At 63.9% G+C, this 13,105-nt stretch carries 11 protein-coding genes; 2 read left to right on the forward strand and 9 right to left on the reverse strand.

The window, feature by feature from the left end; genetic code table 11:
• Nucleotides 1–480: hypothetical protein (locus AB3X95_RS35530; protein ID WP_368623707.1), on the reverse strand; the 480-nt coding region annotated here is incomplete at its 3' end.
• 99 nt (nucleotides 481–579) lie between these two features.
• Between AB3X95_RS35530 and AB3X95_RS35535 the strand changes: the two genes are divergently transcribed.
• A complete protein-coding gene (locus AB3X95_RS35535; RefSeq protein ID WP_368623770.1) occupies nucleotides 580–846 on the forward strand; it encodes a PAAR domain-containing protein in 267 nt (88 codons plus the stop codon).
• A gap of 16 nt (nucleotides 847–862) precedes the next feature.
• Nucleotides 863–4,300, forward strand: coding sequence for an RHS repeat-associated core domain-containing protein (locus AB3X95_RS35540; RefSeq protein ID WP_368623708.1), 3,438 nt, complete (start codon nucleotides 863–865; stop codon nucleotides 4,298–4,300).
• Here the strand turns inward: AB3X95_RS35540 and AB3X95_RS35545 are convergent.
• From AB3X95_RS35545 to AB3X95_RS35580, 8 genes are read right to left on the reverse strand one after another with little or no spacing between them, the layout of a single operon-like run.
• Complete coding sequence (locus tag AB3X95_RS35545; protein ID WP_368623709.1) at nucleotides 4,205–5,608, reverse strand: GlcNAc-transferase family protein; 1,404 nt, start codon at nucleotides 5,606–5,608, stop codon at nucleotides 4,205–4,207. The two genes, AB3X95_RS35540 and AB3X95_RS35545, sit on opposite strands and share 96 nt — an antisense overlap.
• Nucleotides 5,609–5,648: 40 nt before the next feature.
• Nucleotides 5,649–6,728: a fimbrial protein gene (locus AB3X95_RS35550; protein ID WP_368623710.1), complete on the reverse strand. Its 1,080-nt coding sequence runs from the start codon at nucleotides 6,726–6,728 to the stop codon at nucleotides 5,649–5,651.
• A gap of 4 nt (nucleotides 6,729–6,732) precedes the next feature.
• Nucleotides 6,733–7,803, reverse strand: coding sequence for an ImpA family type VI secretion system protein (locus AB3X95_RS35555; protein WP_368623711.1), 1,071 nt, complete (start codon nucleotides 7,801–7,803; stop codon nucleotides 6,733–6,735).
• Nucleotides 7,800–8,867, reverse strand: coding sequence for a type VI secretion system baseplate subunit TssG (tssG, locus tag AB3X95_RS35560; protein WP_368623712.1), 1,068 nt, complete (start codon nucleotides 8,865–8,867; stop codon nucleotides 7,800–7,802). The genes AB3X95_RS35555 and tssG overlap by 4 nt, the downstream gene beginning before the upstream one ends.
• Nucleotides 8,868–8,869: 2 nt before the next feature.
• Complete coding sequence (tssF, locus tag AB3X95_RS35565) at nucleotides 8,870–10,750, reverse strand: type VI secretion system baseplate subunit TssF (protein WP_368623713.1); 1,881 nt, start codon at nucleotides 10,748–10,750, stop codon at nucleotides 8,870–8,872.
• Between the two features lies 1 nt (nucleotide 10,751).
• Nucleotides 10,752–11,270: a type VI secretion system baseplate subunit TssE gene (gene tssE, locus AB3X95_RS35570; RefSeq protein WP_184227032.1), complete on the reverse strand. Its 519-nt coding sequence runs from the start codon at nucleotides 11,268–11,270 to the stop codon at nucleotides 10,752–10,754.
• Nucleotides 11,267–12,103 carry a type VI secretion system accessory protein TagJ gene (locus AB3X95_RS35575; protein WP_368623714.1) on the reverse strand — a complete coding sequence of 279 codons (837 nt, stop codon included), beginning with the start codon at nucleotides 12,101–12,103 and terminating at the stop codon, nucleotides 11,267–11,269. Before AB3X95_RS35575 ends, tssE begins: the two co-directional genes overlap by 4 nt.
• Nucleotides 12,087–13,097: a TagK domain-containing protein gene (locus AB3X95_RS35580; protein WP_368623715.1), complete on the reverse strand. Its 1,011-nt coding sequence runs from the start codon at nucleotides 13,095–13,097 to the stop codon at nucleotides 12,087–12,089. Before AB3X95_RS35580 ends, AB3X95_RS35575 begins: the two co-directional genes overlap by 17 nt.
• Nucleotides 13,098–13,105 lie beyond the last annotated feature (8 nt).

Raw genomic sequence — 13,105 nt, forward strand, 5'->3', positions numbered from 1 at the left:
TTCGGAGGAGCCGCCGCCATCGGAGGAGCCGCCGCCGTCGGAGGAGCCGCCGCCATCGGAGGAGCCGCCGCCTTCGGAGGAGCCACCGCCATCGGAGGAGCCCCCGCCGTCGGAAGAGCCACCGCCATCGGAGGAGCCGCCACCGTCGGAAGAACCGCCACCGTCGGAGGAGCCCCCGCCGTCGGAAGAGCCACCGCCATCGGAGGAGCCGCCACCGTCGGAAGAACCGCCACCGTCGGAGGAGCCGCCGCCATCCGAGGAGCCGCCGCCATCGGAGGAGCCGCCACCGTCGGAGGAGCCGCCGCCATCGGAGGAGCCACCGCCGTCGGAGGAGCCGCCGCCATCGGAGGAGCCACCGCCATCGGAGGAGCCACCGCCATCGGAGGAGCCGCCGCCATCGGAAGAGCCACCGCCATCGGAGGAGCCGCCACCGTCGGAAGAACCGCCGCCGCCGATTGAAACACCGCCGGCAACCGGCAACGACGCGTAACAGCGTATTTCGCAATACCGTGCAGCCGGCGAATGCCTTCGCGCATCGCCCTGCACGGTCTTTCAATTTTCATTAGGAGAAAATCGATCATGTTTCCAGCGGCTCGGAAAGGCGATGCGATCGGACATGGCGGTTCGATCGCTGGGGGTTCCCCGACGGTCTTCATCAATCAAATGCCTGCTGCGCTCGTCGGTATGAGCTCTGCCGTTTGCACGCTGCACCCCGGCTCGCAAGCTGTGGTCGCGGGTTCGGGCACGGTATTGATCAACAACGTGCCGGCGGCATTGGTTGGCGGCCAGGTTTCATGTGGCGCCGCGTGTTCCGCTGGCTCGCCAGACGTGCGCATCGGTTCATGATGACGATGGTGGCCGCGTGACGACGGGACTCGCGGGAATCGGCGGCGAGCTGGTCAGACTGCCCGGCGTCGTATTGCCCGTCGCCTGTGTCGGACCGTTGGTCGATCGCTGTGAGCGCCTCGGCGACCTGGTCGACCGCTTTCGAATGCGTCGTGCGCTGTCTGGCATTCTGTGCGGCGGCTCGGTCGATGTGATCAGCGGCAGCAAAATCTGCCTGCCTGCCGACGAAACCGACTTCAGGCTGCGCGGCCGTCTTCCGCTTGCATGGTCGCGTTGTTATTCGAGCGCGCAGCATGCGCTCGGACTGCTCGGGGTTGGCTGGCGCACGAACTGGGAAGTCACGCTGCATAAGCGGGACGATCAACTGCTCTATACCGACGAATACGGCAGCACGCTCAGCGTGCCGTTTCCCGAGCGGGGGACACAGGTAATTGCGTCGGCTGCGCAATTGCACATCGCGCATCGGAGCGACGGACGCCTCGTCGTTGCGGATCTGACGCCGCATTACCGCGTGTTCGGGGAATTCGACGCCAACGGAATCGCACGGCTCAAATACGTCGAGGATCTGCGTCAGCAGCGGATCGGCCTGATCTGGGACCCCGACGGGCGCTTGCTGCGCATGCGCGGGACCTGCGGCCACGAGCTGCGCATGCACTATGAAGCGCGGATGGGACCGCGTCTGAGCGCTGTCGAGTGTGTCGACGGCGGTCCAACCGGCGCGCTGGTCCAGTACGGCTACAGCCAGCATGGCGAACTCACCGAGGTGCGCAACCGGGTCGGCGAAATCGTGCGTCGCTTTGCATACCGCGATGGGCGGATCGTCGAAGAAGCAGACGCGCTCGGCATGGCGACACGCTACGAATGGCAGACGATCGGCGGCGCCGCGCGCGTGGTTCGACGAGTCACGTCGGAAGGCGCGCGTGATCGCTTCGCTTACGACTTCGATAGCCAGACCAGTGAGGTCAGCGATGTCTTCGGCAACGCGGCGCATTGGCAATACGACGAGCAGGGCCGCGTGCAGTCGCACACGGACTTCGACGGCCGACGCTACCGGTTCGGCTACGACGCCGCCGTCGCGCCGGTCACACTGCAACTGCCCGGCGAGCGGGAGGTTCGCATCGAATACGATGCGCTCGGACGCGTCGCGTGCGAGACGGACCCGCAGGGCGCCACCCGCTCGACACAGTATGCGTTTGCGTCACGCGAGCCCGTGTCGGTCGCGTTGAGCGATGGCCGTGCGTGGATGTGGGCACGCAACGATCGCCTACAGCCATTGCACTATCAGACCCCGTCGGGAGAATTCACGCGTTTCGAATATGGCGAGGCTGGTGATGTCGTACGCTCGACGGATGCGCTGGGGACCGTCACGACCTTCGCGCATAACGCGTGGGGGCAGGTGACGCGTCGCACGGAAGTCGGCGGGAGGACGACGCGCTACGAGTATGACGTCAATGGTTACGTCGTGAGCGTGACCGACGCGCTCGGCGCCGTCACGCGAATCGAGCGCGATGGCCTCGGCCGGCCGTTGACCATCACGCGCCCGGACGGACAGGCCGAGCGTCATGGGTGGAATGCGGCTGGCCAGCGCACGTCGTTCGTTGGCCCGAGTGGCCGAAGCCGGCACTGGTATCGAGACCGGCGCGGCAATGTCCTACGTGCGGTCGACGAAGAGGGTCACGTGATCGTGCGTCGGTACGATGCACATGGGCGTCCGGTTCGAATCGAAGGCGCGAACGGCGCGGTGCAGGTGCTTCGGTGGAATGCGAGCAGTTGCCTGTCGATCTCGGACGCCGATGGCGTGGAACGCAGCTTCGACTATGCGGCTAGCGGGCAGGTCCGTTGTCTCACGTGGAAGGCGGGCGAGCAACAGCGTTGCGAAACGTTCGACTACGACCGTGCGGGCCGTCTCACCCAGCGAGAAACCGCGCATAGCCGCTATATCTATCACTACGGGCCGGGCGGATTGCTCGACGGCGTGATCCGCGAGCCGACACCGGAAGGCGAGCTACTCGGTATCGGAGCGGATGAGATCCGCTTCGAACACGACGCCGGTGGCCGTCTGATCGCCGAGCACGGCGCAAACGGCACACTGCGTTACACGTACGACGCCGCTGGACGCGTTGTCGCGACTCAGCTGCCGCAGGGGCAGGAGCTGCGTACGCGCCGCTTCGAAACCGGCGACATCGCGTTCATCGAACTGGGCGAACGGCAGATTGCGCGCTTCTGGTATGACGCGATGAGGCGTCCGGTTGCGCGCACGCAAGGTCGCTTGCGCACGCATACGGGCTTTTCGCCGCTCGGCTTGCCGGTGTGGTGGCGCTCGGTGACGGGGCGCGACGTGGATACGCCGGGCTCCGCGACAGAATCTGTCACCGAATTGTGGCGCGAAGCCGATTACAGTCTCGCTGACCTGATCGTCAGGACAGGCGGAGAGAGCGACGGTCAGATGTGGTACGACTACGACCGGCGTGGGTGTCTGTTGCGATCGGTGTCGGAGAACGGGGACATCGAGTATTTCACGTGGGACGCCGCTGGCAATCTGCTCGATACGCCTGGCGGCAGCTGGTTCCCGGCCGTGTATCCGGACCACCGGTTGCGGGAATGCCGGGGACATCGTTACGACTACGATGTGTGGGGACAATTGGTGCGTAGAAGCGGCCGCGACGATACGCTATCGCTTGATTGGGATGCGGAGGGGCGCATCATCGCCGCGCATCGCAACGGCTATACCGTGCGCTACCAGTACGACGCAATCGGTCGGCGTATCGCGAGGCGTGTCGAATCCACTGCGTCGCGGCGCACGCAGCAGCTATCGATGCCGGAGCGCGACGAGCTCACGCGCTTTTTGTGGCAAGGGCACAGACTGATCCAGCAGCACCGCGCGATGGAACTGCGCACCTACCTGTATCAACCCGAGCCCGACGGCTCAACCGGCTTCGCGCCGCTCGCTCGCGTGGACCAGACCCTCGCCGATGATGGCGCGATCAAGAGCACGCAGGTCTATCACTATCACACTGACGTGGCCGGTACGGCCGTCGCGCTCACGGACGAGACGGGCGGGGTGGTATGGCGTGGGCGTTATCGTGCGTGGGGCGGTCTCGTGACGCCGGAGTGGCAAAGCAGCGACGCGTTTGCGCAGCCGCTTCGCTATGCCGGCCAATACGCCGACGATGAAACCACGCTGTATTACAACGGCGCGCGTTTTTATGATCCTCACGCGGGCCGCTACATCAGCCCCGATCGCAACGGCGAAGCCGGAGCCAGTCCATACCGCTACGCGCCGAATCCGCTGACGTGGTGCAATCCTCTTGGCCGCGCGACGCCGGGAGCGTCTTCGTGCGTCGTCGTCGCGGACGCGTCATGCATCGATGACGCGTCGGACCCGGCTCAATACGTTGCCGGCGTCGTCGAACAACTCCACGACGTAACTAGCTGGGACCCGGCCAAGTTCTGATTCGAAAGTCACATGGAAGTCGAGCCAGTCGTTTTTCCGGTATCGGGAAAGACCGCTGGCGTTGACGGTTTCCCGGCGCAGCTGCGTCTCGCCGTTGTCGTAGATCACCACGGCTACCGACGTTGCGGCCGGCAACGCGTGCTCGACGCCGGGCGTGACCACATGCCTGTCGAATCCATTCCGATGTATGCACACACGGACGTCGTTTGCGCGTAGCAGAGAGGCCTTCCATGTCGCTTCGTCGGGACGTTGAGAGCCCGGGACGGGCGGATCGTCATTCAATACCGACTGCTGAACTCCGCGCCACTTGAAGCTGATGCCCGCGTAGGCCTCGTAATCGGCGAGCGTGCGTTCAGCCCCGAGTCCATACTCGCCGAACTCGGCGTCAGCCAGCGTTTGTCCGTCGATACCGAGCAGCGCACGATTGCGCTGCAATGAGCGCTCGTTGCGCTCGTGCCAAGGCTCGTCGATTTCGCCCCGTTCCTTGGCCTCGTGACTGTGGTCGTTCCACATCTTGACGCGGTAGGAACGCAGGTATTCGTGCCACCCGATCAGCCTGTGCGGACTGTACAGGTCATAGCCGTGGGTGAACGCACGGACGGCAAGCGAAATTTCTTCGCCGTGAAAGAAATAGTCGGGATCGTGCTGGACCACTTTGGCAAAGTGACCGTCGGCAAATGCGAAGTGTGCGCTGAAGAAGCGCGAACGGACCGGGCGAGCCCGGGTTCTCCAGTCGGAAAGTGTCTTCGAGCGGAACAGGACGACTCCTTCCCTGGAAAACTTCGCATAGGCCAATATCCTCGGCTCGTCGCTCGATCGAGCATCGTCGTTTTCGGGGTCGTACATCGGAAGGTAAGCGGTCAGAACCGGTTTCGGGCTTTCATCGCGTAGCGACTCCAGCATCTCGATTGCGAGCGTGTCCCATCCGTCGACGAAGCGGTGGTGCGAGTCGAGTTGCAGCGTGTAGCGCTCACCGCTGTATCGCTGCTGGACCAGATTGCGGGCCCAGCATGCGCCCTGCGTCATCATGTGGGGGACGTCGATCAATTCGATCTTCGCTTCACGATGACCGAGATGGTGAACGGTCCAGTTGTCGGCCTGTTCGGCTCGCCAATCGCCAAAGCCCTGCTGCCAGAACTGGATCACCGTTTCGTCGTGCGCATGCTGCCAGCAGACGATGATCCGCAACAGATCTGGCCTTCCAGCTTTGTCGATCAAATCCAGCAGGGTGGGGACCAACTGCGGGTCGCGATAACTCGCGATTTGCACGAAGATCGAGTTCGGTGGTGCGACGGGTATCTCGGTCATGCTAGTTGCTTCTGGTAGACGTTCGCCGTTGATAGTCGGTTTAAAGAATGGTCATCGTGACTGTTGCGGTTGCCTGGATCTTGCCGGCGGTTGGCGTCGCTGTGCCGACGCGCAGCACGGTCGCCTCGAGTGCGAACGGCGATTGCATCGCGCCCCGCGGTGCGTGGACGAGGGTGCTCGACGGATCGTTGGGCCGGAAAACGGTTTTGCTTGAAACGTCCCGCAAACGAATCGCAAGATGCGTCGCGCCGGTGTTCTTCAACATACTGCTATCTTCGGTATCGGGGGTTCCGGAAAGTGCAGCGGTGATCGAAGCCGGTGGCGTGGGACCGGTGCAGAGCACCGTAAAGTCGACTGGCTGGGTCGGCCCGCTCGTGGTCGACACATCGCTTGGGCCGAACGTGCCGAAATCGATGTTCAGTGCGCTGGTATTGACCGAGCAACTCGGAAGAACCTTGACGTTGATGCTGCCGCCTGTGATCGTCACGACCCGACTGCCGTCACCATCGGCAATGCCGGTTCCCAAGGTGTTGAACACCACGTCGACGTTGCTCGCGATGTCGCCGGTTTTGACCAGTTCGATCAGGAACTGCGAGCCAATGCCGAAGCGACCGTAGATCACCTGATTGGGCTCGCCGGCGGGAAAGGATGGCGTAAACGGAAGTGGCGAATTCGTGCCGCTCGCGCGAAGGTAGGTCACACGAAAGCCGATTCCGGGAACGTTGGTGTTATAGACCCCTGACATCGTGGACGGCGTTGCGTTGAAATAGCCGAATGTGACCGTGCCCCCGTTGGTGCAGTCCGCGAAGTTCCCATAGGTAGCGTACGCCGGCGACAAGCCCGTGGCGATCACCGAGCCGACCGGTAAGCCCGGATCGATCGATACCGAGCTTTCCTGAAACGGTATGTTGACCGCTATTGGATACCCCGCGATGTAGCCTTGAGACAGCAGTTCGGAGATTTGTGCAGGCTTCAACTGGGTGCAGGTGGCGAACGCGAGATGGGGTATCGCGAAGCAAATCAGGATAAAAAATTGAACGAGTCTTTTCATTGGAGCTTGTTGGTTGACCGGCGGACTGTAGGGGCCGACAGCGGAGAAAGTACGCAGATGCGCGCACATTGCCTCAACCGTCGAACTCGTCCCATTTAGCGAGTAAATCGGCGGGAATGATATGGGCGAGTTCTGAAAACCGTTTGCCGACCATTCGTTCCGACTGGCGCAGCAAAACAATGACGGGACTGCTCGGTTCGTTTTGCTCGAACCACATGCGTGTTTCCTGAATGGCTGCGAGCGCGCTCCAGCGATCCGTTGGACACGGCGCGGTGATTGGCGGATCGGCCGGCGCGTCGGACTGCGCGAGGGTTGCCGTAGCGACGCTAGCCGGCGCCGGTCCACCCACGATATCGTTGTCCTGCTCGTTGGCGGCTCGGGCGGCCGCTGGCGCCGGCGCGGACGCGCCGCCGCCGTCCACCCGATGCTGCGCGAATGGCTGCAGCGCTCGGGACAACGCGCCGAGATCGGGCGCATCGACGCCGAGCGTCTCATCGCACCAGGCAGCGATGCGCTGCGTCAGACCCTGCGCTTCGACCAATGCGGCAATCGCCGCGTCGCGTCGGCCCCACCATTCCTTTAGCAAGCGGGCAACGGATTCAGGGGCGAGCGCGTCCTTCTGGCGCGGCGTCGCGAATGATTTTTCGATATCGCGCAAATGCAGTTGCAGCCCGGCCGCCCGCGGCATCGGGATGTCGCGCGCATCGGCCAGCATGCCATCCGGTTCGACGAGTCCGCCGATTGCGTTGGCGAACATCGCCGGGTCCGGTTCGCCTTCGAACACTGGCAGCGGGTGGAGCGCTTCGCCATAGCATTCGAACATCGCCAGCAGCACAGCCAGTCCGTCGCGCAGGCCGGCCGCGCCGTCGAGCCGGGTTCGACAACGCAGCAGGATCACCGCGAGGCGGATGTCTTTCGTCCGCAGCAGCAGCGCGCGGCAATCGCGTTCGATGTCGGCCCAGTTGGCCGTTGGCGGCACGTCGACGAAGTCGCCGTACTGCGCTTCGGCGCGTGGGGCCGCGGCCGCCTGCAGCATCACGAAAGCCGGATCGTATTCGAGATCGGGACCGCAAGGCGCGTGCGCCGACACCGGTTCGAGCAGATCGGCGTGGCGCAGCACGACGGCGGGAGTGTTGGCGTTCATGCGAAGGAACTCCGGGGTCGGTCGTTGTACTGTTCAGGTTCGAAAACCATGCCGACGATCGGAAGGTCGTCGACGGAATCACCAAGCCACGTCGAGTAGCCGAGTCTCTGAGACGTGCCGATGCAGGCGGGTGGCGCCGCGCGCGGGTTGACGAGCAGCTTGACCTCCCACGCGTATTCATGGCCGACGAAGGCTCGCACCCATTCGACGAACGTCGGCAAGTCCTCGCCGTGCGGCGTGAGGCGCAGATACTGATCGAGGTCGAGCGGACCGACGACGAGCCGGAACTTGTGTTGCCGGTCGGGAATGGCCTCGCCGAGCTGCGCGCATTCACCGATGATCGCCGCGGGCCCCGGCACCCCGAGCCTCGTATGTTCCGATGCGCACAGGTGGATCCAGTGCGGCACGAACTCCTCGATGGTCATCGGAACACCGAAGTAATGCGAGAGCGTCGCCTCGATGCCGTACGGCGTTCGCGCCTCGCGCACGAGGTGCGCCGCCGCGCTGTAACGCGAGTGCGTGGGCAGACAGGACTGCCCCGCCTCGGCCGGATCGACGCCGATCAGACTGGCGACGTAGAACGAAAACGTTTCGTCGCCGGCACGGTCGAGCGACGCGGTGGCTTGCCCTGAAGCCCACGCGCGATAAAACTGCGACAGTGCGCGGTGATGGAACAGATCGACGAGCCCGACGAGCGCATGATCCTGGTGGCTTTCCACACGACTGTGCGCCAGCTCCGTCATATGCAGCGGCAGCGGCCCTTGCGGCCCCCACAGGCCGAGCCCGAACAGCCGCACGTCGAGGCGGCCGTCTCGCGTGCCGAGCGACGCGATTTCGCGCGGCGCAAAGGCCAGTGTGGGCTGCTGACCGATCCGGAACGGCTCTTCTTGCGGCAGGCTCGCGGTGCCCGGCAACGGCATCAGCGGGTCGCGCGCGGCGATCGCGCGCAGCAGGCTCAGAAAGCCGGACTGCCACGGCGTGTCGGGATCGAACCAGGCGTCGAGCGATTGCGGATTGAGCGATGATCGCGTCGGCGCAACGGCGCTCGCAAATGTCCCAGCCATGCTCATACCGCTCCGCGTCCGCCCATGCGCGGCCGCCATTGGGTAATCAGGCCACGTTGCATCGAACGAAGTTCGGTTTCCGTGAACACGTTGATCGAAACGTGGCGCGCGAGGTAGTGCTCGAGCACCACGCCGAACAGATACGGGCTGATGCCCGAGAAGCCGGTTTCATCGACCGTCAGTTCGCAGCGCACGCCACGCCCATAGACGAGGAGTCCGTCGCCCGGCAAACGCCGCACCACCGGTTCGGTGCGTGCGCCGACCAGTGCCTCGATTTGCCGTGCCTGTTCGCGCTCGCCCGGCGCGATGAAGAGGCCGAGCATGTTGCGCAGCGCCTGGCCGCCGTCGCCGTGGTCGAGTTCGGCGAGCGGCATGTAGTTGAAGCTCAGCTGCCGGATCAGACGCCACGCCGTTTCACCGCTCGCGTACGGCGCGCGCGGCGCGCTCGGTGCATGCACGAGGCGCACGCCTTCGATCGGCACGGAGTCGGACATCGTGAGGTCGGTTTTGCCGTTACGCGGAATCAGGCGCGGCAGGTCACGGTTCGTGACCCACGCCTCGACCGACAGGTAGCGGATGTCGTCGGCGTACGGCGCCTCCGCCTGATCGACGAGCGACACGTAGACCTCGGTGCCGATATACGGCGTGCGGGTGCCGTACCTGCGCGCATTGGCCGACAGCGCGCGCTGCTCGCGACGCACCGAAAAATAGCGGCCGTGGTTGCCCACGTCGCTATGCAGTGTCTGATAAAGCGGATTGAATTCGACTTCGAGCGAAGTCTGCGCCCGTTGACCGAATACGCGGGACACCGAAAAAATCTCATAGTCGAGCGGCCGGGTGCGGTCGGCGAGCAGATGAAAATCGGTTTGCGCTCGATTGATTTCGACGCGATCGGTGCGTTTGCGAAACAGGTTGATGACCGGTGTACAGAACAGCAGAAAACGCGCTGCGTCGACGTGCGTGGCAAGCTCTTCCGGCAGACGGTCGAGCAGCAGCACGATCTCCGCTTCCTTGCTGTCCACGCGCGCGAGACCGGCCGCGAGCTGGGTCAGCGCGAAGAAATAGAAGCGCTGGCGGCATGCGAAGTATTCCTGCAGCAGGTTGTGGCCGTGAAACGTATTCCAGGCAAGCGGCAGCAGGCACTGCTCCGCTCGCAGACCTTCGAATGCGACCGGCGTTTTCGCGACCACGTGCCCTTCGTCTCGCGATGCACCATACGCGCGCACGACCGAAGCGACGCTACCGGCATGGATCAGCTCGAACAGATGCGAAGCAATCCGTTCGTCGCCACCGATGTAGATGGGCAGCCGGTCGAAGTTCGTCATCTGGCTGAACTTCACTTCGCCGGTTGTGCGCAGGCGCAGCCGCAAAGCGCCGCGCAATTGCACGTGCGGCAGCAGATGGCGATCGGTGTCGGGGATATCCGGCGGCACGGCGGTAAGCCGGGCTTCAACGATCTCGATAGGCCATAGCGTGACGTCCTGGCTGCTGCGGAATTCGCACGCGGTTTGCTCGCCGGGCGGGATGACCGAGCGCAGCATGCTATCCCGGGGCACTTTCAGCCCTTTCGTGAAATCGCCTTCACGCAGGCTCGGACGCAACTGCGCGACCGCGATCGCCGGCGTCGGCGCGACGTAATTCGGATAGACCACTTCGAGCAGGCGCTGCGTAAAGCGCGGAAACTCGGCATCGAGTTTGATCTGCGTGCGCGCCGACATGAAGCAGAATGCCTCGATGAGCCGCTCCACGTAGGGGTCTGCCACGTCGATGCCCTCCATGCCAAGGCGGCGCGCGATTTTCGGGTGCTGCGCGGCAAACTCGCCGGCCATTTCCCGCATGTACGTCAGTTCGCGGCTGTAGTAGTCGAGAAATTGCGGGTCCATGTCAATTTCCCCTGCCGGTATCCGCGTCGAACGTGACGTGATTCGTTTCGATGTCGAATGCGCTCTGGATGCGAAATTCCAGTGGATAGGGCGACCAGCGCATGAGGCCGTGAATCTCGAACACGAGCTGGTTGTAGCGTACGGGGTTCTCGCTATTGAGCGGCCGGATGCGCAGCGACTCGGGAATCAGACGCGGCTCGAAGCGCACGATTGCGTTGCGTACCATCTTCTCGACGGTCTCCCAGTTGCGACTGGCGAGGTAGCTGCCGGACAACGCGGGGATGCCGTAATTGACGACCGATTCGGCTAGCATCGGGTAGCGCGCGATGTCCATTTCGTCGTCCAGGTTCGTCGTGTTGAGCAGCAGGCTCAGATCACGCTGGATGATGCGGCGCATGCCTTCGCTGTTCGGCGCATAGGCGTCGGGCCGCTCGCTGCGCCGCGCGGGTGCGTCGTCGAGCAGGCGGTCGATCAGCGACGGCATATAGGCTTGCCGGTGCCGCGCGTCGGACCTGGTCATACGCGCGCGTCGTGATTGAACCGGCATTCGGCGATGTCGAGCAGGCCGACGTCGCCCTTGTCGGTGCTCCAGGTTTTCTGGCCGAGCGCAATCACGCCCGTTTCTCCAACGTCTTTCCAGGTGGTTTCGCGCGCGAGCCGGGTGGCGGCGGAGCCAGTTTCCGAGCCGGGATAGCGCACCGGCAGATAGCCGCGCAGGACAGTCGCGTCGCGTAGGCCCACGACGGCCGAGCGCCAGACGAGGTCGGTCAACGCGGTGACCGGACCGAGTGTCAGCGATTTCATCGAGTCGAACGGCACCCAGCGATAACCGCCCGCGACGGTCAGCTCACACACCGGACCCAGCCGGCTGTCGCTATCGGTCAGCCACTCGAATTCGCCGATCTGCGTGCTTTCGCCGCGCGTGGCCGGCGCGGCGTCCAACGCGGCGCCGCGCAGTTCGTCGGCGGCGGCGAGATTGCCCTCGCCGAGTTCGAGGTTGGCTTGCAGCAGTGTTTTCACCCATTCGGGCAGCGGTTCGATCTCGCCCGGCGTGCGCTGACCCGCGAACACCTCGGCGCGGAACATCTCGCTGCGGATCAGCCCGCGATACATCTGGGCGCGCGATGTGCCTTCCGGCTCGAGCGTGGCCCACGTCTGCAACTGCTGTAGCGCGCGGTTCCATTCGCCGTCCAGGCACAACAGCTCGAACAGCAGCCAGCGTTCGCGCACGTTCGACGGATGCTTGCGCACTTTGTCGATGGTTTGCTCCTTCAGTTCGCGGTAGGTCTGCGCGTCGAGCAGGCTGCTAAGGATTGGAGGGTCCGACTTGGGCAGGTCAGCGGTTATGTTCATCTGAAAATGCAGGCTCTTCGTATTCGATCGATTCAGGCATGGCGATGTGGCTGTCCATGCTGACCAGGTGATGTTCTTCGCGTGCGAGCAGCGCGGTCCTGCTCGCACGGTGTGCGGGAATTCCGCGCGGCGCGAGCAGCGCGAGGATCTCGTGCGTTCGGTCCGCCTCGAAAATCTGCTCGGCACCGAACGAGTCAAGACCATCGAGCAGGGTGTCGATGTTCTTCCCCTGCGTCAGCAGGTCGAACACGGACGCTTCCGTCTGCGACGGATCGACAAGTTCCGCGAACGGATCGGGAGGTGACCCGATGAGCGACTCGCTCTGAGCTTCGGCCGACGCCTTGGGCTCGGGCCCGTTCTCGCTCTTCCGGTTCAGCAGCGCGTCACGGTATTCGAGCGTGAGCGCGGCGAGCGGGTCCGCTTCATCGATGTCGGCTGCCAGAAGCTTTGCCATGCCGTCGTGTCCGCCGCGTTGCGCTGAATGCGGTTCGCGCCGCAACTGCAGCGGATCGTCATCGTCATCGTCGGCTAGTGCGATCAGGTCGCTGAAGTCATCCGGCTTCGTGAGCACGGGCTCGATCCGGTCCGCGGGCGGATTCACGCTCGACGGTGGTGTCGGGACGGATTCTTCAGGCGCGTTCGCTTTTTCGAGAGGCGGGTTCAGTAACAAATCGGGCATAAGCTGAAGGTCGGGATGCGCGCTCGGAGCAGCGTCGGACGAACACGCCACGCCGGCGCGACCGTTGCGCGAAGCGGTACGAACGAGCCCGAGAGACTGGATGGTTCGTGCGAACGTCCTGAGCGCACCTGCCTCGAAAGGCGAATGGTCCCAGCGAGCGTGATATCCAGTCATGGCTTGGCCGGTATGCAGTGGCGAATCAGATCTGCCTGTAAAGCGCGCATTGGTAAAAGACTCTCCCGACGCAGAAATAAAAGGATCACCAACTAAAAATGCGGGTTGGCGTCTGGCAGATGTGAATGCTACTTCGCGCATCTCGAGCG

The organism is Paraburkholderia sp. BR13444, from assembly GCF_040948755.1.
GTDB classification, from domain to species: domain Bacteria; phylum Pseudomonadota; class Gammaproteobacteria; order Burkholderiales; family Burkholderiaceae; genus Paraburkholderia; species Paraburkholderia youngii.